This is a genomic window from Lutibacter sp. (genome assembly GCF_041562875.1).
Taxonomy (GTDB): Bacteria; Bacteroidota; Bacteroidia; order Flavobacteriales; family Flavobacteriaceae; genus Lutibacter.
In genome coordinates this window covers 1-19,468 of sequence record NZ_JBFFOE010000011.1, presented here as the reverse complement: position 1 = coordinate 19,468, position 19,468 = coordinate 1, and the positions used below count along the sequence as shown (strand labels likewise).

Genomic DNA, 19,468 nt, shown 5'->3' with positions numbered 1-19,468 from the left:
CCATTTAAATTTTAAACAATGAAAAAGCTTAGTATTTTAGTAATAACAGTGATTAGCGTATTTTTATTCTCTTGTAATGGAAAAGCGCAAAACAGCCAACCTATAAACAAAAAAGCAGCAAATAAAATTGAAGTGATTGATTTTCACTCAACGCATAGATGTATGACTTGCAATGCCATTGAAGCGAGTACAAGATATACTCTGGATACATATTTTTCTAAAGAATTAAAAAACGAAAACATCACATTTCAGGTTGTAAATGTAGATGATGAAAAAAATTACAAATTAGCTGAAAAATTTGAAGCAACCGGAACAGCATTATTTTTAAATGTTATTGTTGATGGAAAAGAAACTCAAATTGATTTAACTGAATTTGCTTTTATGAAAGGAAATGACCAAGCTGCTTTTTCTATTGAGATGAAATCGAAGTTGGAAAAGGAGCTAAAAAGCATATAAATGGATTATTTACAAGCACTTCTTGAAAACTACAATATTCCTATTTTATCAGCTTTTGTATTAGGATTAATGACTTCAATCAGTCCTTGTCCGTTAGCAACCAATATTACAGCCACAGCATTTATTTCAAAAAATATTGCTAATAAAAAAGTAGTGTTTTTAAGTGGTGTGGTTTATTCTTTAGGAAGAGCTTTTAGTTATACGGCTATTGGTTTAATTCTATTTTTTGGAGCAAGTAAGTTTCATATTGCAAGATTTTTTCAACAAAATGGAGAAAAGTATTTAGGACCATTATTGATTTTTGTTGGTTTAATTATGTTGAATATTATTAGACTTAACTTCTTAGGGAAATATAACTTTACCGAAAAACTGACTGAGAAATTGAAAGGAAAAGGCTTATTAGGCTCTTTTTTAATAGGCGTTATTTTTGCATTGGCTTTTTGTCCTTATAGTGGTGCTTTGTATTTTGGAATGTTAATTCCAATGGCAATTTCAAGTTTAGACGGTTTGTATTTGCCAATTGTTTTTGCCTTTGGAACGGGGCTTCCAGTGCTTTTATTTACCTACTTACTGGCATTTGCGGCAGGAAATGTTGGCATTTTTTACGCTAAAATTACCAAGGTTGAAAAGGTAATGCGTTCTATTGCAGGTATTGTATTTGTTATAACAGGAATTTATTATGGTTTAATTTTTACGGGTTTAATTTAATGTTATAATTTAGCGAAAAATTGCAACTTATAATTATGAAAATATTTAATCAAATTAAAAATGCTCCAACCGAAACTAAAATCTTATTTTTATTGGTTTTAGTAGCTTTAATATTTTATTCTTTTATTATTAATTAATAATTTTAGTTTAAAGCAATCCGGTTTAAATCAACAATATGAAAGCAGAAAGAAAAAAGATAGTAATTGCTATCGTAGTTTTTATAGTAACATTTTTAGTTTTTAGAGAGCTGTTTTCTCATTGGGACGATTTTAAATCTGGATTATTTGGGAAATAAAAAATGCCCGTTATTAAAACGAGTATTTGAATTTATTTAGTTTATAAACTTCTTTTAAGTTCATTTACAAATTTTAGTAAATCATCAATTTCAACGTGATCCATCATAATAACTTTGTACCAACTATTTACTCCATTGTGAGTATCAGGTACTAACCCAAATTTTTGAGCTAGTATTTCAGGAACAAATTTCGATTTTAAGGTTACAATATTCATATAAGGGTCTCTAAAATATTCAATATTTAGTTCATTTAATTGTTTACAAAACCATTCTGTACGAAGTAATAAAGTGCTTATTTTTTCAAACCATCCATAATATCCATAACTAAATAAAATCATCCAAACAGCAATAGCATTTGCCCCAGAACGACTACCAACTATGGTTAAATCCATTCCATCAACATATTGAGCTTCTTTGGTAAGTACATTTTCAATTAAGTTTTTTCTACATAAAAAAACACCTGTTCCGTATGGAGCTTGCAGCATTTTATGTGCATCAATTGTGATTGATGAAACGTGTGGATTTTGAAAATTGATGGTTGATTTTTTATTTGAAATTGGATATATAAATCCACCAAAAGCGCCATCTATATGAATTCTAAATTCAACATTGTGTTTCAATAAAATATTAGCATAAATATCAGGATTATCAACAGATCCAAACATAGTTGTAGCCATATTTGAAATTACCATAAAATACTTTTTGCCTTCAGAAATTAAGCCTCTAACAATAGTATCTAACTCTTCAACAATTATCTCTCTTGAATCAAAATTTACTGGAATTGAAACGGTATCAACACTTAATAAATTGGAGCCTTTATGAACTGAATAATGCGTATCTTCAGAAGATAGGATCACCATTTCATCTAAAGTAGCATTAAAATCTTTTTTAAATTTATTTCTGTAAATCCAAAGCGCTTGAATGTTTGCTTCAGTTCCTCCTGTAGCAATATATCCATCATATTCTTCTTCTTCAGCTTTAAAAATATCTACGGCTAAAACTCGAATTACTTCTTTTTCTAATTCTTGAGAACCTTTAAAAGCTTCTTCACTTTTGCCTAAAGTATGGCAGCCAATATTGTTTGGATTTGCAATAAATGATTTTAATAAAGGTGAAACATCTAAAAATCCACCACTTGTATTGAATACGTTTTCATCTAAGCGGGAAACAGGATAACCTAAGAATTTACTTGTTTGAAAATTAACATTTGCTTCTAATGCACCGTCAATTCTTTCTATTAATTTTTCTTTCGAATATTTTTTCCAATATTTCATTTTCTAATAACTTTAAATTATCTGTAAAAAAATTCGTTTTAAAAGCGAATTTTTATGTTTTCCGCAAAAATACGTTTTTTTATAAGAAATGTGTTTTGAATTCAATCTGCTAAAACCAATGCAAGATTCAATAAAAAGCAGTAATTTTAATTTTTAAAATCAACTTATTTTTTGGAATTAGAAATTCAAATACAAACTTTACCAAATCAGCCTGGCGTTTATCAGTATTATGATAAAAATGGGGTTATTTTATATGTAGGAAAAGCAAAAAACTTAAAGAAAAGAGTTGCATCTTATTTTAATAAAAATCACGAATACGGTAAAACAAAAATGTTGGTAAAAAAAATTGCCAATATTAAACACATTGTTGTTAATACTGAGACAGATGCTTTGCTGCTGGAAAATAATTTGATTAAAAAATACCAGCCACGTTACAATGTACTATTAAAGGACGACAAAACGTATCCTTGGATTTGTATTAAAAAAGAGCGTTATCCAAGAATTTTCTTAACACGAAATGTAATTAAAGATGGTTCAGAATATTATGGACCTTATACTTCTGTAAGAGCTGTAAAAGCCTTGTTAGATTTAATTAAGGAATTATATTTGTTACGCAGTTGTAATTACGATTTAAGTGAAAAAAATATTGAAATTGAAAAATATAAAGTTTGTTTAGATTTTCATATTGGAAATTGTAAAGGTGGTTGTGAAGGGTTGCAAACTGAAGCAAATTATAATGAAGATATTAGCGCTATTCGGAATATTATTAAAGGTAATTTTAAAGATTCATTGGTGTTATTTGAAGAGTTAATGATACAATTTTCAAATGATATGGAGTTTGAAGAAGCTCAAAAAATTAAAGAAAAAATAGCATTATTGGCTAATTATCAGGCAAAATCTACAGTTGTAAATCCATCTATTACAAATGTTGATGTTTTTTCAATTGTTTCAGATGAAACGTATAGCTACGTTAATTTTTTTAAAATAATAAATGGTGCAATTATTCAATCACATACTTCTGAAATTAAAAAGAAATTAGATGAGAGTGATAAGGAATTGTTGGAATTAGCAATTATTGAAATTAGACAGAGGTTTAATTCTACTTCAAAAGAAATTTATGTGCCTTTTGAAGTAAATTTAGGAGAAACCATAAAAGTTACAATTCCTAAACTTGGAGATAAAAAGAGAATTGTAGATTTAAGCATTAGAAATGCGAAGTACTATAGGCAAGATCGCCTTAAACAAATTAAAATTGTAGATCCAGATAGGCATGTAAATAGAATTATGTTACAAATGCAGAAAGATTTACGACTTACAGTTGAACCAAGGCATATTGAATGTTTTGACAACTCAAATATTCAAGGTACAAACCCAGTTTCGGCTTGTGTAGTTTTTAAAAATGGGAAGCCAAGTAAAAAGGATTATAGGCATTTTAATATTAAAACTGTTGAAGGCCCAGATGACTTTGCTTCTATGGAAGAAGTAGTTTTTAGACGCTATAAACGTTTGCTTGAAGAAGGACAAGATTTGCCTCAGTTAATAGTAATTGATGGTGGAAAAGGGCAATTATCAGCCTCCTTAAAAAGTTTAGACGTGTTAGGATTAAGAAATAAAATTGCAATTATTGGTATTGCTAAACGTTTGGAAGAAATTTATTATCCAGGGGATTCAGTACCAATGTATTTAGATAAAACTTCTGAGAGTTTAAAAATTATTCAACAATTAAGAAATGAAGCGCATAGGTTTAGTATTACACATCACAGAAATAAAAGAAGTAAAAATTCTTTAACCAATGAGCTTGAAGAAATTTCAGGAATAGGTAACCAAACAATTGTATCTTTAATGAAACATTTTAAATCGGTAAAAAGAATTTCTGAAGCTTCATTTGAAGCTATTGAAAATGTTGTTGGAAAAAGCAGAGCCATTAAAATTGTAGACTATTATAAAAATAAGCAACTATGAAAAAAATTCTAATAATAACTTTTATTTTTTCAATAAACTTTCTGTTTTCACAAGAAGTTATTGAAAAAAAAGATATTAAAGTAGGTTTAGTTCTTAGTGGAGGTGGAGCCAAAGGATTTGCACATGTAGCTGCAATTAAAGTAATAGAGGAAGCAGGTGTTAGAATAGATTATATTGGGGGAACAAGTATGGGCGCAATTGTTGGTGCATTATATGCATCAGGTTATAATGGAAATCAGTTAGATTCTATTATTAATTCCATTAATTTTGAAAAAATACTGTTAGATGATTTACCACGAAAATCAAAACCATTTTATGAAAAAGAAAGTGGAGAAAAGTATGCTTTATCATTGCCAATTGTGAATAGAAAAGTTGGAATACCAAGAGCATTATCTCAAGGACAAAATGTTCTTAATTTACTAACCAAATTGACTCAACATGTTAATAATATTAATGATTTTAATGATTTGCCAATTCCATTTTTATGTATTGCAACTAATTTAGAGACTGGGAAACAGGAGGTTTTAACTAAAGGGTTTTTACCTGAAGCAGTTAAAGCAAGTGGTTCTTTTCCAACATTATTAGCTCCAGTTGAAATTGATGGTAAATTATTAACAGATGGTGGAATTGTGAACAATTTTCCTATAGATGAAGTAAAGGCTATGGGTGCAGATATTATTATTGGAGTGGATATTCAGAGTGGATTAAAAGATAAAAAAGGATTAGATTCTGCTGTAGAAATATTAAATCAAATTGTAGGGTTTCAAATTCATCAAGCAAATAATTCTAAACATGAAAATGCAGACATATTAATAAAACCTAATGTAAAAGACTTTAATGTAATTTCTTTTGATAAAATACATGAAATTATGTATGCAGGCCAAATTGCAGCCAGAGAAAAGATAGTTCAATTGAAAAATATTGCTGACCAACAGGTTAAAAAGGAAACCAAAAAAGTAAATACTAAACAAATTCAAAAATTTCATATTAAAAGAATTGAAATAGATGGAAATAAATATTATACAAGGGCTTATATATTAGGTAAGTTAAATTTTAAAAGCAGAGATACAACTAGTTATGAAAAATTAATTGAAAGTATTAATAACCTAACTGCAACTAATAATTTTGAAAGTATTCAGTATAATATTGTAAATGAAGAGGATGGTAGTTTGGTTAAATTTAAAGTAAAGGAACAAGAATTTTCTAACTTTATAAAATTAGGAGTGCATTATGATGATTTTTATAAAACAGGAATTTTATTAAACACAACACAAAAACATATTTTTTATAAAAACGATGTTATTTCGGCTGATGTTATTTTGGGAGATAATATTCGGTATAACATCAATTATTTTATAGACAATGGCTTTTATTGGAGTTTTGGAATCAAATCCAGATATAATAATTTTAATGCCAATGTTAATTTTGATGCTGCAAGTGTTAATAAAATTAATTTACAGTATGAAGATTTTACAAATCAAATCTATTTGCAAACTGTTTTTAATAGGAAATTTGCTATTGGGGTTGGAATTGAGCAAAAAAGTATTAGAGCATATACTGAAACCATATCATCTCTTGAAAACATAAATAATTTGGATAATAATGAAAGAGGTTATTTTGATAAATCTGATTATTTAAATCTGATATCATACATAAAGATTGATACATATGATAAAAAATACTTTCAAAAGAAAGGATTTTATTTGAATGCAGATTTTAGATGGTATTTAACATCTTCAAATTATCAGAGTGATTTTGAATTGGAGCCTTTTAATTTTGTCTCTTTTTCTCAATTTAAAGGGGAAATAGGTTTGGCCCATACTTTTTTTAATAGGCTAACTACACATTTTATTTCTGAAGCAGGTATAACTATTGGTAAAAATGAAAATAGGGTGTTAAACTATAATGTGGGGGGATATGGTGAAAACTATATAAATACTTTAATACCGTTTTTTGGGTATGATTTTGCTGAGCTTTCTGAAAATTCATTTTTAAAATCTACACTTACTTTAAGGTATGAGTTTTTACCAAAAAATTATTTTTCAGCAGCAGGAAACTATGCAAGAGTAGAACGCGATTTATTTAATGAAGGAAGGATTTTTGATAATACCAAATCTGGTTATATGGTTGGATATGGTTTAGATACTTTTTTAGGACCAATAGAAATTAATTATGCATGGTCACCTGACCACAATAAGAAATATTGGTATTTTAATGTTGGGTATTGGTTTTAAAAAAAGCCCTGCATAAAATGCAGGACTTTTAGATATTGTAAATGCCTTATTTAATGAGTTCACCTTTGTCATCAGTAAAATCAAATCTTAAATATTGGTAAGCATCTCTAGGTAAAATTTTAATCCACTTTTTATATTTTGCAAACCATCGTTGCTGAATTGATGGAATTCCTTTCTTTAGATAAGCCGCAATAAAAGGATGCACATTTAGTATTATCTTTTTGTGGTCTTTTAGAATAATTAGCTTATCAAGCTCTGCTTTAATTGTATCTAAAATAACAATTGGAGCTTCTACTTCTCCAGAACCGCTAGGATTTGGTTCTTGAGTTTTAATCACCATTTCTGGTCGTACACGTTGTCTTGTAATTTGAATTAAACCAAACTTACTTGGAGGTAGTATTTTGTGTTTTGTTCTATCAAAATCCATTTCAGCTTTTAAATGATCATATAACTTTTGTCTATGTTCAGCTGTATGCATATCAATAAAATCAACTACTATAATGCCACCCATATCTCGTAATTGTAATTGCCTCGCAACTTCAGATGCTGCAATTAAATTTACTTCAAGAGCTGTATCTGCTTGTGTTGTAGCTTTATTTGAGCGATTACCGCTATTTACATCAATTACATGAAGTGCTTCTGTATGTTCAATAACCAAATAAGCTCCTTTACTCATTGAAACGGTTCGTCCAAATGATGTTTTTATTTGACGCTCAATTCCAAATTTCTCAAAAATTGGAACGCTTGATTCATATAAACTTACAATAGATTCCTTTTCTGGAGCAATTTCTTGTAAATATTCTTTAATCTCTAAAAACAAAACTTCATCGTTTGTAACAATGTTTGTAAATGAGTCATTAAATAAATCTCTTAAAATTGAAGAGGCTCTATTTAATTCACTTAATACTTTTACAGGTGTTTGTTGTGTTTTTACAGATTTAACTTTCTTACACATTGCCACCCAACGCTCTAATGAGTTTTGTATATCTCTATCAAGTTCTGCAACCTTTTTATTTACAGCTACAGTTCTTATAATAACACCAAAACCTTTAGGCTTAATACTTTTAACAAGTCTTTTTAAACGTTCTTTTTCTTCTAAATCAGTAATTTTCTGTGATACTGAAACTCTATCAGAAAAAGGAACTAAAACCATATATCTACCAGCAATAGATATTTCAGAACTCATGCGTGGTCCTTTTGTAGAAATTGGTTCTTTTACAATTTGTACTAATGAACTTTGTCCTGTTTTTAATGCATCAACTATACTACCATTTTTATCAATGTCGTTTTCTAGTTGAAAATTATTTAAAGTGTAATCTTTAACTTTACCTGTGCTAATACCTTTTATAAACTTGTTTAATGATAATAATTGTGCCCCTAAATCTTGGTAATGTAAAAAGCCGTCTTTTTCGTAACCTACGTTAACAAATGAGGCGTTTAAACCAGATAAAACTTTTCCAATTTTAGCTAAAAAAATATCTCCTACTGAGAATTTATTTCCGTTTGTTTCTTTGTTAAGGGCTGTTAATTTACCGTCTTTTAATAAGGCAAAATCAATATCAGAGGAGTTTGATCTAATAATTAATTCCGTTTTCACTCTGAATTGTTTTTATGTTCAAGCATTTAAACTTAAACTATTTATAATTAGTTTTTACAGGATTTATACCCAACAATATTTACAGTTTTAGTGTAAATATTTATTTCAATGAACTTTAAATTATAAAGAAAAAAGTAAGCTTAGCTTACTTTTTCTTTTTGTGTCTGTTAGCTCTCGCTCTTTTTTTACGTTTATGAGTAGAGATTTTTGCTCTTTTTCTTTTTTTACCACTTGGCATAATAAAAGGATGTTTTTATGTTAATAAATATGCTGTACCTACGATACACTTACTTTAGTTTTTACTCCTTCTACAAATACTTTTGCAGGTTTAAAAGAAGGGATATTGTGTGCAGGAATTTTAATAGTTGTATTTTTTGATATGTTTCTTCCGGTTTTTTCAGCTCTTGTTTTAATAATAAAACTACCAAAACCTCTTAAATAAACATTGTCGCCTTTTTCTAAAGATACCTTTACTTCGTCCATAAACGCTTCAACAGTTGCTAAAACATCTGCTTTTTCAATTCCAGATTTGTCTGAAATGCTTGATACGATTTCCGCTTTCGTCATTTTTAATATTGTTATATATGTTATTATAAAATTAAGACGGCAAATATAGTATATATAAATCAATTCTAAAAAGTTAATTCATTAAAATTTAATCAATTAAATCTTGTATTATTGCGTTTTACAAAAAAACGAATGAAATTTTCTAATCACTTAGTATTGTGGTATTTACATAATAAAAGAAATTTACCTTGGAGGACAACAGTAAATCCCTATAAGATTTGGTTGTCCGAAATTATTTTACAGCAAACTAGAGTAGACCAAGGAATGGCCTATTATTTTAAATTTATCGAGAATTTTCCGACTATAAATAACTTAGCTTCTGCTTCAGAAGAAGAAGTGCTTAAATTATGGCAAGGGTTAGGATATTATTCAAGAGCTAGAAACTTACATTTTTCAGCGAAGCATATTGTTAATGAACTTAATGGTGAATTTCCCGTAACCTATAATGAATTATTAAAATTAAAAGGAGTAGGAGATTATACAGCGTCTGCAATAGCTTCAATTTGTTTTAATGAAGTCACAGCTGTTGTTGATGGGAATGTTTACAGAGTGTTAGCTCGTTATTTTGGTATTAATACACCTATTAATTCAACCAAAGGAATTAAAGAGTTTAAACAATTAGCACAAGAATTAATTAATGTTGAAAACCCAGGCACACACAATCAGGCAGTTATGGAATTTGGAGCGAGAATGTGTAAACCTCAAAACCCAGATTGTGAGAATTGTCCTTTAAACAATAGTTGCGTCGCATTGTCAAAAAAAATAATTAAACTACTTCCTGTAAAAGAAAAAAAGCTAAAAGTAAAAAATAGGTATTTTAACTATATAGTGATTCAAACGGAAGATAATAGAACTAAAATTGTAAAAAGAGAAAAAGGTATTTGGTTAAATCTTTATGAGTTCCCTTTAATTGAGACACTTAGTGAAATTGGTGAAAAACAACTTTTTGAACATAGTAAATTCCAAGAATTGTTTAAAAATATTTCAACATCTGTGAGACTTTTTAATAAAGATAGCGTGATACATAAATTATCTCATCAACACATTTATACTAAGTTTTGGGTTGTAAATACTCAAACTTCACAAGATTTTTTACTTTCTTGGGATGCTATAAAAAAATATCCGGTTTCTTCATTGATAGATAATTTTTTAAACCAATATAAAACACACTAAATTTTTTAGTACTTTTGATACAAATGAATTTGAGATTATGGCAGGTACAATAAATAAAGTAATATTAATTGGGCATTTAGGAGACGAAGTTAAAATGCATTATTTTGAAGGAGGTAATGCTATTGGACGTTTTCCAATTGCTACAAATGAGACCTATACGAATAAGCAAACTGGAGAAAAAGTAACAACTACAGAGTGGCACAATATTGTTGTTAGAAATAAATTGGCTGAAATTTGTGAAAAATATTTAACAAAAGGTGATAAAATTTACTGTGAAGGTCGTATAAAAACACGTCAGTGGGAAGATGAAGCAGGAAATAAAAAATACACTACTGAAATTCATGTGGTTGATATGACATTTTTAACCACAAAAAAAGAGCTAAATAAACCAGAACAAGCTCCTGATGTAAAAATTGAAAAAACAACGATTCAAGAGCAATCAATAAGTGATGTTGCAGATGATGATTTGCCTTTTTAAGTTTAATTAAATAGAAATTAATTTGGATCCTGAACCCATATTTTTACGAATGTTATTTATTAGTAGTAGTATTGATTTTTTACTACTTTCAAGTGTATTAGCACTTTTTTTATTGTTAGCCTTATCAGCCTTAATTTCTGGAGCTGAAGTTGCTTTTTTTTCACTTTCTAAAGAAGAAATAAATAAAGCATCTGAATCTAAATTAAGTACGCAAAAAATTGTTGTAGAGTTATTAAAAACTCCACAAAAATTATTGGCAACTATTCTTATTTCAAACAATTTCATTAACATTTTAATTGTATTATTGTTTGCATATATAGGAAATACGATATTTAGTCAAATTACCCCAATTTTATTAAAATTTGTAATTGAAGTAGTTTTGGTTACTTTTTTAATTTTGTTATTTGGAGAAGTTTTACCAAAAGTGTATGCATCAAGAAATTCGTTAAAATTTGCCATTTTTATGGCGTACCCAATAAAAATATTAAATTCATTACTTACCTTGGTAAGCACACCATTAATGAGTTTAACAATTATTATTGAAAAGAAATTAGGTAAAAAACAATCAAATTTATCAGTTGAAAAATTATCTCAAGCTTTAGGATTAACTTCAAATGAAGCTACAACAAAAGATGAACAAAAAATATTAGAGGGTATTGTTAATTTCGGAAATACTGAAACAAGTCAAATTATGATTCCCAGAATTGATATTTTTGCACTATCAATTACAGAATTATATGAAGATGTTATTGCTAAAATTGTTGAAAAAGGGTACTCAAGAAATCCTGTATATAAAGAAAGTACTGATGAAATTATTGGTATTTTATATGCAAAAGATTTATTGCCTCATTTAAATGAAACAAATTTTAATTGGCAAAAATTAATAAGAGAACCTTATTTTGTTCCTGAAAACAAAAAATTAGACGATTTATTGAAAGAGTTTCAAGAAAAGAAAAACCACTTAGCAATTGTTGTAGATGAATATGGAGGAACAAGTGGTATTGTAACGTTGGAAGATGTAATTGAAGAAATTGTAGGAGATATTAGTGATGAATTTGACGATGAAGAATTACTATATTCAAGATTAGATGCAGATAATTACTTGTTTGAAGGTAAAACCAATTTAAAAGACTTTTATAAAATCTTGGAAATTGAAAATTCAGAATTATTTGACCAACACAAAGGTGAATCTGAAACGGTTGCTGGTTTTATTTTAGAGGTTTGTGGAAAATTCCCAAGAAAAAATGAAGTAATAAAATTTGCAAATTGTTCGTTTAAAATAGAATCAATGGATAAAAAGAGAATTAAACAAATAAAAATCACAATCCACAGAAATATTTAAAACAGTACAATGAAAAATTTTAGTGGATTCATAATTATAGCTTTTTTTTTATTTTCTTGCGGAGAGGAAATAGTTCCAAAACCAAAGCCTTATTTAACATTACAATATCCAATAACTTCTTATAAAAAAATTGAAACAAATTGTCCTTACAGTTTTGAAATTTCAAATCTAGCTAAGGTTAATTTTAAAAATAATTGCTGGCTATCTATAGAGTACCCTGAATTAAAAGCAACCATTTATATTACTTACAGAAAAGTTGAAGGTAATTTAGATGAAATTTTAAAAGAAATTGAAAAATTAACTTTTGAACATACTATAAAGGCCGATGCAATTCCTGATTATAGACCTTTTGAAAATTCAGATAAAAAAGTTTATGGTAAATTATATAATATTGAAGGAAATGTTGCAACAAATATTCAATTTAGGGCAACTGACAGTGTGAAAAATGTACTTTCAGGTGCATTGTATTTTTATGCAAAACCTAATTATGATTCAATTGTTCCTACTATAAAATATTTAGAAAAGGATATGATGCATTTGATTGAAACTTTAGAATGGAAATAAATGTTAGCAAGCAAATTTAAATACACAAAAACAATTAGAAGCTGGTTGATAGTTGGACTAATTATGTTAGTTGGTCAGGTTATTTTAGGTGGAATTACACGTTTAACGGGCTCAGGGCTTTCTATAACACGTTGGGATATAATTACGGGAGTTATTCCTCCATTAAATGCAGAACAATGGTTAGAGGCATTTGAATTATATAAGCAAACACCACAGTTTCATAAAATAAATTCATTATTTACTGTTCAAGATTTTAAATTTATTTACTTCTGGGAGTATTTTCATAGACTTTGGATACGGTCATTAGGGTTTATTTTCTTAATTCCATTTATAATTTTTGTTTTTAAAAAACAATTAGATTTTTATTTAATAAAACGTTTAGTATTGGTAATTTTATTAACAATACTAACTGCTTCTGCAGGTTGGATTATGGTGCAAAGTGGTTTGGTAAACAGACCTTGGGTAAATGCATACAAACTTACAATACATTTTGTATTTGCTATTTTAGTTATTTGGGCTATGGTAAAAACAATTGCGGATGTTTACTTGCCAAGTACTAATAAAATAAATTTTAGAAAGCCAATAGTTTCAATGGTTGTAGGCATTACATTTTTACAAATGATTTTTGCAGGTTTGATGGCAGGAATGAAAGCGGGTTTATATTACCCAACTTGGCCAGATATGAATGGGGAATTTATTCCTGATGTATTACTAAAATCAGCAAATTGGAGTTGGGAAAATATGATAAATTATGACACTTATTTATTTGCTCCAGCATTTATACAGTTAACACATAGAATGTTAGCATATTTATTAGGTGCTTTAACCATTTATATGTTTTTTAAATTAAAAGGAAAAGTTGAAGGAATTTCAAAAATATGGTTGGCTATTTCGTTAATTTTAGTTTTAGCTCAAATTGTTTTAGGAATTCTTACTGTATTATATGTAAAAGGTAAAATACCTTTATTTTTAGGTGTGAGTCATCAATTGGTAGGATTGCTATATTTTATGAATATGTTATTTTTACAGTACTCATTTCGAAAAAATAAGGCATAAAAAAAGCTTCAATAAATTGAAGCTTTTTTAAATTTTGAAGAGAAAAATTATTCTTTTTCTTCTTCAACTATTTCTTTAGCAGTAGTTGCAAGAGAATCAGCAGCTACTAAAACTTCTTGAGCATCTTCAATAGCTTCAACAGTTTCTGAAGTTTCAACTTCTTCTACTACTGGAGCAACTTCTTCAACTTTTGGAGTTTCTTTACAAGAGATAGCAATAACACTTACTAAAGCGATTGCTAATAAAAATTTAATGTGTTTCATTTTAGATTGATTTTTATTTAAGATGCAAATTTAAGATAAATTTATGACAATTAATTTTTTTTATTTAATTTCTTTAATAATTTCTGTAATGTAAGTTGATTTGGTCACTTTATATAAGTCACCCCCAGCAATTCCGTCTATTTTAGCAATAATACCTTCTTTGCTTATTTTGTTTTCATCATAGGTAAATAACCCTTTTTTAGCTTCAAAGTTAACTTTTGAATAGGTTATGCCATCAACTTTAGATAACTTAGATTCAATTAATCGAGCACAACCAATTTCACAAGTCATTCCTTCAATTTCTACTTCTAAGTTTTTATAAACTGCTGCAACCTCTTGTTTAGAAATTTCCACTTTTTTTACTGAATCTTTTTTTGTTTCATTACAAGAAAACAGTACAAAAGATATTATTAAAACTGAGATATATATTTTCATAAGGATTTTTATTTAATTATTAAGCGAATTTAGAAACTAATAATTTTAAAAACGAATAATTATACGATTTTTGCACTTTATTTGATTGAATGGAAAATAATAAATTACGTTGGGTTTACTTAATTGTGCTTTCAATAATTTGGGGAACTTCTTTTATTTTAATGAAAAGAGCCTTGGTTGGCTTAACTCCAGTTCAAGTTGGTGCACTTAGAATCTTAATTACATCAGTATTCCTATTGTTAATTGGATTTAAACGCTTATTAAAAATTAAAAGAAGACATTGGTATTATTTAACTTTAAATGGTTTTGTTGGTACTTTTTTTCCTGCATTTTTATTTGCATATGCTATTGAGAAAATTGATAGTTCAATAGCATCCATATTAAATTCACTTACACCATTAAATACCTTAATTTTTGGAGCTTTAATTTTTGGTTTTGGATTTAGAAAAAGACAGTTAATAGGGGTTTTAATTGGATTGGTTGGAACTGTATTATTAATATTAAAAGGAGCAGAGCTAAATCCTAATCAAGATTATTTTTACGCAAGTTTTATTTTAATTGCTTCAGTTGGTTATGCTTTAAATGTGAATATTTTAAAGAAATATTTACATGATTTAGATGCATTGAGTATTACTGTTGGAAATTTTGTTTTATTAATTATTCCAACATTAATAGTATTGTGGTTTACTGATTTTTTCACCACGTTTAAAATTACAGAAACTAGTATAACAGCTATTTTATATTTAGTGATATTATCAGTTTTTGGAACAGGTATAGCGAAGATTATGTTTAATAGATTAATTCAAATATCTAACCCAATATTTTCTTCATCAGTCACTTATTTAATTCCTATAGTAGCTATTTCTTGGGGAATTTTTGATGGTGAAAAAATAACCCTTATTCAATTTGGTTCAGGTTTTATAATTTTATTGGGGGTATATTTGGTAAACAGATCTAAATAAAAAAACGCCTCAATTTCTTGAGACGTTTTTACAATATATTGTTTGATGTGTTATTTATTCAAAATCACTATCAGATACACCTTCGTTAACTATTATTTCTTTAATAACAAACTCAAATATTTGTGGTCCTACTGTCATTTTAAATGAATGAGGAAATTTAACACCACTCACTTCTTTGTAATCTGAAAAATCAAAAGTTTGATACATTGTTTGTCCACTAGCTTCAATTTTAGTTACTTGTTTTATTTTTAAGCCTGTAGTTACATCATAATAAATTGTTGTGTCATCACCTTCTTTTATTACATAAGCATCACTACCATTTATTGGTTCAATTTTTTCTAACGAAACTTTTTCATCAGTTGAGTAACCTGCTTCAGGAAATGGTACAATGTTAGCTTTAGTTTTTTCTAAAATATCACCGCTTAATTCAGTTTTTCTTCCTTGTTGTTCAGAATAACCTTTTTCTCCATCAAAAACCATTTTAGATAAAATCATTCCCATACCAGACATGGTAACTAATTGTTTGTTTGGTGCCATTGATTTTGACTCCATAGTTAAAGCCATTCCTTGAAAACTAGCTTCTGCTTTGTTGTGAAAAGTTGTAATACTAGTTACTTTCTCAGTTCCTCCAATTGCTTCAAAATAATTATTAAATACAGTTTGCTTAGTAACACCATCAGGAATTGGTTTTGTCATTTCTGGTTTTCCAGTTGCATTTGCATCTTTGTCGAAATAATTTATTTTGTATGGAAGCTTTTCAAGATTTGGTAATACATCTAACGCTTTACCAGTAATAATAATTCTTGCATTGTCTGCACTAAAATATTTTTGTGCAACACGTTGAATATCTTCAATGGTTACAGCATTAATTTTAGTTAAGTAGGTTTCATAAAAATCTTCAGGTAAGTTATTAGTTTGAATGTTTAGAGCATATCCAGCAACTGTTTCAGGTTTTTCAATATTTCTAACAAAACTTCCAACATAAGTAGCTTTTACAATTTCTAATTCTTCAGATGTTACGTTGGCTGTACGGATTTTTGTTAATTCTAACATTGTTTGAATCACAGTGCTGTCTGTAACTGAATTTCTAACTTGTGCTCCAGCTGTAAATAAGGCAGCAGTATTTTTGTCTGGTCGAATACCAGATCTTGCACCATAAGTATAACCATGTGCTTCACGTAAGTTCATATTTAAGTAGCTATTAAAATCGCCCCCAAAAATTTGGTTAGCAAGTAAAATAGCACAATAATCACTATCTGTCATTTTAAAATCAACGGTGCTTAAAACAGTAACATCAGATTGTACTGCGTTAGGCATATCAATAAAATCAATTTCTGTTTTAGTAACGTTATTTACAACAGGAATTGTATAAGTAGGTAATTCACCTTTTTTCCAATTGTTAAATTGCTTTTTAATTAATTTTTTAACTTCTTCAAAATTAACATCACCAACAATTACTAAATAAGCATTGTTAGGTTTGAAATAGGTGTTATAAAAATTTTGAACGTCAGCTAACCTAATATTTTCAACAGTTTCTTTGGATGTAAATTCACCATAAGGATGATTTTTCCCATAAGCCAAAGCAGATTGCACTCTACTTGCAATTTCTCCAACACTTTTTTCGCCAGATTTAATTCCATCTAGTAAAATATTTACTTCTTTATCAAAATCTTCTTGAGTGAAAATTGGATTTTGAGAACCGTCAGCCATTAATTCTAAAATTCTTGGAAAATATTTAGACAATGAATTTAATCGAGCTCCTTGACTTGAAAATGATAAGCGAGCACCTAAATAATCAACTTCTTCATTAAAAGCATCCTTACTTATGTTTTTTGTTCCAGACCCTATTAAACTTCCAGTTAAACTAGAGACACCTGCTTTATCTCCTTCAAAAATTGGGTTATTATCAATAGTTAGCATAGCAGAAACACGAGGTAATTTATGGTTTTCAACTACTAAAACTTTTAAGCCATTTTTAAGTTCAAAAGTTTGAGGCTTCCCTAAATTAATTTTAGGTGAAGGTCCTGGTTTTGGTTGAACTGATCTATCTACTTGTGCAGACAATGACAGTGTCAAAAATAAGAATGTTATGATTGATATATATTTTGTTTTCATGTGTTGTTGTGTTTTATGCTTTATCTTTTTTTGGTAAATAATCTAACACTAATCGTTGATTAGGGTTTAAATATTTTTTAGCAATTTCTCTAATTTCTTCTTTAGTAATAGAATTGTAAATTTCAATTTCGGTATTAATTAAATTTACATCGTCATAAAGCATATAGAATGTTGCTAATGAACCTGCGATACCTTCAACACTTGAATTTGAATTTACAAATTGATTTTCAAACTTATTTCTTAATTTTTGAAGTTCTTTATCTGAAATTAATTCTGTTTGAATTTTTACAATTTCTTCATCCATTTCAACAACTAAATCATCTAATGTGTTTTCACCTAAAGGAAGTGCTAATACTATATAAGCACCATATTCTTCTAATGAATAATTGAAAGCAGCAATTTGCATTGCTTTTTTCTTGTCATCTACTAATTTTTTGTACAATCTAGAACTTTTCCCATCACTTAAAATAGTTGAAATCATATCTAAAACTCTAGCATCTCTTGTTGTCATTGCAGGAGTTCTATATACTGTGAAAACTGCTGGAATTTGAATATTTGGATCTTCAAAAGTTGTGTTTATTTCTTCTGTAATAGGATTTTCTTGTATTACAGTACGCGTTATTTCTTCTCCTCTTGGGATAGTTCCAAAATAATCTGCAATTAATTTTTTTGCTGTTGTTGTTTCAAAATCACCTGCAACAACTAAAACGGCATTGTTTGGCACATAATATTTTTTATTAAAATCTTGAAATTCTTGTAAAGTTGCAGCATCTAAATGATCTAAAGATCCTATAGTTGTCCATTTGTAAGGGTGTTTTTCAAATAAGTTTTTAAATACTTCACCATTCCATTGCCCATAAGGAGAGTTATCAACTCTTAATCGTTTTTCTTCTTTTACAACTTCATTTTGTGTGTCTACACCAATTTGATTAATTACTGGGTGTAATAATCTTTCAGATTCCATCCATAAACCTAATTCTAGATTGTTAGAGGGGAAAACTTCATAATAATATGTTCTGTCTTGAGTGGTGTTCGCATTATTAGTTCCACCGTTAGATGACACTATTTTAAACCAGTCACCTCTTTCAATATTTTTGGTCCCTTCAAACAATAAATGTTCAAAAAAGTGAGCGAAACCAGTTCTTTCAGGGTTTTCATCTTTTGCGCCAACATGATACATTACTGATGTTGTTACAAGTGGTGCTGAATTGTCTTGATGTAAAATTACATGCATACCGTTGCTTAAGTCATACTCTTCAAAAGCTACTTTTTGTGCAAATGTGTTTACACTAAAAAATAACCCTAAAAGGCTTAAGAAATACATTTTTCTCATAGTTATTGATAGGTTAAATTAATTAATATTGCGCTATAGGACGCAGATTTTTACTAGATGTTACAATTTTTGAAATGAAATAATTTTAAAATAGATAAGTAGGTTTCATAGCAAAAATGAATTTCAAATTTAAGTAAATTTTATAGGGAATAAGTTATTCAACTTAAAAATTAACGTAACATTAAGGAAATGAATTATTAAGGAGCTTTGAAGGTTTTTTTCTTTGGGTTAAATTTGTTTTGTTGAATAAGAAAAAATCTATATATTTGCACCCGCCTTAATTAAAGAGGTAATTAAATTATTAACAAAGCGAAAATATTATACGTATGTATGCAATTGTAGAGATAGCAGGGCAGCAATTTAAAGTAGCGAAAGACCAAAAGGTTTACGTACACCGCTTACAAGAAGAAGAAGGAGCGAAAGTTTCTTTTAATAAAGTTCTTCTTATAGGAAGTGAAGGTACAGTAACCGTTGGCGCCCCAGTTATAGAAGGAGCCGAAGTAACGGCAAAAATCTTAGGTCACCTAAAAGGTGATAAAGTAATCGTTTTCAAAAAGAAACGTAGAAAAGGATACAAAAAGAAAAATGGTCATCGCCAGTTTTTAACTGAAATCCAAATTGAAAGTATTGCTGCAAGTGGAGCAACTAAAAAAG

At 28.3% G+C, this 19,468-nt stretch carries 18 protein-coding genes; 11 read left to right on the top strand and 7 right to left on the bottom strand.

Translation table 11 applies throughout. From position 1 onward, the window contains the following. Positions 1-18: 18 nt before the first annotated feature. Positions 19-456: a nitrophenyl compound nitroreductase subunit ArsF family protein gene (locus tag ABY863_RS02995; RefSeq protein WP_372792779.1), complete on the top strand. Its 438-nt coding sequence runs from the start codon at positions 19-21 to the stop codon at positions 454-456. Beyond that, the gene (locus ABY863_RS02990) at positions 457-1,164 is read left to right on the top strand and encodes an aromatic aminobenezylarsenical efflux permease ArsG family transporter (protein ID WP_372792778.1); all 708 of its coding nucleotides are present in this window, start codon (positions 457-459) and stop codon (positions 1,162-1,164) included. A gap of 336 nt (positions 1,165-1,500) precedes the next feature. Here the strand turns inward: ABY863_RS02990 and ABY863_RS02985 are convergent, their stop codons facing one another. Then, positions 1,501-2,733, bottom strand: coding sequence for an aspartate aminotransferase family protein (locus ABY863_RS02985; protein WP_372792777.1), 1,233 nt, complete (start codon positions 2,731-2,733; stop codon positions 1,501-1,503). 171 nt (positions 2,734-2,904) lie between these two features. Between ABY863_RS02985 and uvrC the strand changes: the two genes are divergently transcribed. Both uvrC and ABY863_RS02975 read left to right on the top strand, forming a co-directional pair. After that, positions 2,905-4,695 carry an excinuclease ABC subunit UvrC gene (gene uvrC, locus ABY863_RS02980; protein ID WP_372792776.1) on the top strand — a complete coding sequence of 597 codons (1,791 nt, stop codon included), beginning with the start codon at positions 2,905-2,907 and terminating at the stop codon, positions 4,693-4,695. Then, positions 4,692-6,929 (top strand): patatin-like phospholipase family protein, encoded by a 2,238-nt coding sequence (locus ABY863_RS02975; RefSeq protein ID WP_372792775.1) that lies wholly within the window; start codon positions 4,692-4,694, stop codon positions 6,927-6,929. The genes uvrC and ABY863_RS02975 overlap by 4 nt, the downstream gene beginning before the upstream one ends. A 46-nt stretch (positions 6,930-6,975) precedes the next feature. Here ABY863_RS02975 and ABY863_RS02970 read toward each other — a convergent pair whose 3' ends face one another. Both ABY863_RS02970 and ABY863_RS02965 read right to left on the bottom strand, forming a co-directional pair. Continuing rightward, positions 6,976-8,526 carry an Rne/Rng family ribonuclease gene (locus ABY863_RS02970; RefSeq protein ID WP_372792774.1) on the bottom strand — a complete coding sequence of 517 codons (1,551 nt, stop codon included), beginning with the start codon at positions 8,524-8,526 and terminating at the stop codon, positions 6,976-6,978. A 276-nt stretch (positions 8,527-8,802) separates the two neighbouring features. Continuing rightward, positions 8,803-9,093, bottom strand: coding sequence for an HU family DNA-binding protein (locus ABY863_RS02965; protein WP_299528460.1), 291 nt, complete (start codon positions 9,091-9,093; stop codon positions 8,803-8,805). 132 nt (positions 9,094-9,225) lie between these two features. On the opposite strand from ABY863_RS02965, the gene mutY reads away from it, so the two are divergent. From mutY to ABY863_RS02940, 5 genes are read left to right on the top strand one after another with little or no spacing between them, the layout of a single operon-like run. Next, positions 9,226-10,266 carry an A/G-specific adenine glycosylase gene (gene mutY / locus ABY863_RS02960; RefSeq protein ID WP_372792773.1) on the top strand — a complete coding sequence of 347 codons (1,041 nt, stop codon included), beginning with the start codon at positions 9,226-9,228 and terminating at the stop codon, positions 10,264-10,266. A 37-nt stretch (positions 10,267-10,303) separates the two neighbouring features. Beyond that, positions 10,304-10,744 (top strand): single-stranded DNA-binding protein, encoded by a 441-nt coding sequence (locus tag ABY863_RS02955; RefSeq protein WP_372792772.1) that lies wholly within the window; start codon positions 10,304-10,306, stop codon positions 10,742-10,744. Positions 10,745-10,766: 22 nt separating this feature from the next. After that, positions 10,767-12,086 (top strand): gliding motility-associated protein GldE, encoded by a 1,320-nt coding sequence (locus ABY863_RS02950; RefSeq protein ID WP_372792771.1) that lies wholly within the window; start codon positions 10,767-10,769, stop codon positions 12,084-12,086. A 9-nt stretch (positions 12,087-12,095) separates the two neighbouring features. Next, positions 12,096-12,650 carry a gliding motility lipoprotein GldD gene (gldD, locus tag ABY863_RS02945; protein WP_372792770.1) on the top strand — a complete coding sequence of 185 codons (555 nt, stop codon included), beginning with the start codon at positions 12,096-12,098 and terminating at the stop codon, positions 12,648-12,650. After that, complete coding sequence (locus tag ABY863_RS02940; RefSeq protein WP_372792769.1) at positions 12,651-13,706, top strand: COX15/CtaA family protein; 1,056 nt, start codon at positions 12,651-12,653, stop codon at positions 13,704-13,706. A 47-nt stretch (positions 13,707-13,753) separates the two neighbouring features. Here the strand turns inward: ABY863_RS02940 and ABY863_RS02935 are convergent, their stop codons facing one another. Together ABY863_RS02935 and ABY863_RS02930 are read right to left on the bottom strand one after the other, a co-directional pair. After that, positions 13,754-13,969: a hypothetical protein gene (locus ABY863_RS02935; protein ID WP_372792768.1), complete on the bottom strand. Its 216-nt coding sequence runs from the start codon at positions 13,967-13,969 to the stop codon at positions 13,754-13,756. A gap of 60 nt (positions 13,970-14,029) precedes the next feature. Beyond that, a complete protein-coding gene (locus ABY863_RS02930) occupies positions 14,030-14,404 on the bottom strand; it encodes a cation transporter (RefSeq protein WP_372792767.1) in 375 nt (124 codons plus the stop codon). 89 nt (positions 14,405-14,493) lie between these two features. Here ABY863_RS02930 and ABY863_RS02925 point away from each other — a divergent pair, with 89 nt between their 5' ends. Continuing rightward, entirely contained in the window at positions 14,494-15,366 is an 873-nt protein-coding gene (locus tag ABY863_RS02925) for a DMT family transporter (RefSeq protein WP_372792766.1), read from the top strand. 54 nt (positions 15,367-15,420) lie between these two features. Here ABY863_RS02925 and ABY863_RS02920 read toward each other — a convergent pair whose 3' ends face one another. Together ABY863_RS02920 and ABY863_RS02915 are read right to left on the bottom strand one after the other, a co-directional pair. Continuing rightward, the gene (locus ABY863_RS02920; protein ID WP_372792765.1) at positions 15,421-17,481 is read right to left on the bottom strand and encodes an insulinase family protein; all 2,061 of its coding nucleotides are present in this window, start codon (positions 17,479-17,481) and stop codon (positions 15,421-15,423) included. Positions 17,482-17,494: 13 nt separating this feature from the next. After that, the gene (locus ABY863_RS02915; RefSeq protein ID WP_372792764.1) at positions 17,495-18,814 is read right to left on the bottom strand and encodes a M16 family metallopeptidase; all 1,320 of its coding nucleotides are present in this window, start codon (positions 18,812-18,814) and stop codon (positions 17,495-17,497) included. Positions 18,815-19,140: 326 nt separating this feature from the next. Here ABY863_RS02915 and rplU point away from each other — a divergent pair. Continuing rightward, a partial coding sequence (gene rplU / locus ABY863_RS02910; protein WP_372792763.1) for a 50S ribosomal protein L21 occupies positions 19,141-19,468 on the top strand: 328 nt, incomplete at its 3' end.

What these genes read in the sequence shown, in the direction of transcription:
- ABY863_RS02925 (WP_372792766.1), top strand. Translation starts at nt 14,494, where the DNA reads ATGGAAAATAATAAATTACGTTGGGTTTACTTAATTGTGCTTTCAATA.
- ABY863_RS02915 (WP_372792764.1), bottom strand. Translation starts at nt 18,814, where the DNA reads ATGAGAAAAATGTATTTCTTAAGCCTTTTAGGGTTATTTTTTAGTGTA.
- ABY863_RS02930 (WP_372792767.1), bottom strand. Translation starts at nt 14,404, where the DNA reads ATGAAAATATATATCTCAGTTTTAATAATATCTTTTGTACTGTTTTCT.
- ABY863_RS02955 (WP_372792772.1), top strand. Translation starts at nt 10,304, where the DNA reads ATGGCAGGTACAATAAATAAAGTAATATTAATTGGGCATTTAGGAGAC.
- ABY863_RS02965 (WP_299528460.1), bottom strand. Translation starts at nt 9,093, where the DNA reads ATGACGAAAGCGGAAATCGTATCAAGCATTTCAGACAAATCTGGAATT.
- ABY863_RS02990 (WP_372792778.1), top strand. Translation starts at nt 457, where the DNA reads ATGGATTATTTACAAGCACTTCTTGAAAACTACAATATTCCTATTTTA.
- ABY863_RS02940 (WP_372792769.1), top strand. Translation starts at nt 12,651, where the DNA reads ATGTTAGCAAGCAAATTTAAATACACAAAAACAATTAGAAGCTGGTTG.
- ABY863_RS02975 (WP_372792775.1), top strand. Translation starts at nt 4,692, where the DNA reads ATGAAAAAAATTCTAATAATAACTTTTATTTTTTCAATAAACTTTCTG.
- ABY863_RS02985 (WP_372792777.1), bottom strand. Translation starts at nt 2,733, where the DNA reads ATGAAATATTGGAAAAAATATTCGAAAGAAAAATTAATAGAAAGAATT.
- ABY863_RS02995 (WP_372792779.1), top strand. Translation starts at nt 19, where the DNA reads ATGAAAAAGCTTAGTATTTTAGTAATAACAGTGATTAGCGTATTTTTA.
- ABY863_RS02935 (WP_372792768.1), bottom strand. Translation starts at nt 13,969, where the DNA reads ATGAAACACATTAAATTTTTATTAGCAATCGCTTTAGTAAGTGTTATT.
- gldD (WP_372792770.1), top strand. Translation starts at nt 12,096, where the DNA reads ATGAAAAATTTTAGTGGATTCATAATTATAGCTTTTTTTTTATTTTCT.
- mutY (WP_372792773.1), top strand. Translation starts at nt 9,226, where the DNA reads ATGAAATTTTCTAATCACTTAGTATTGTGGTATTTACATAATAAAAGA.
- ABY863_RS02920 (WP_372792765.1), bottom strand. Translation starts at nt 17,481, where the DNA reads ATGAAAACAAAATATATATCAATCATAACATTCTTATTTTTGACACTG.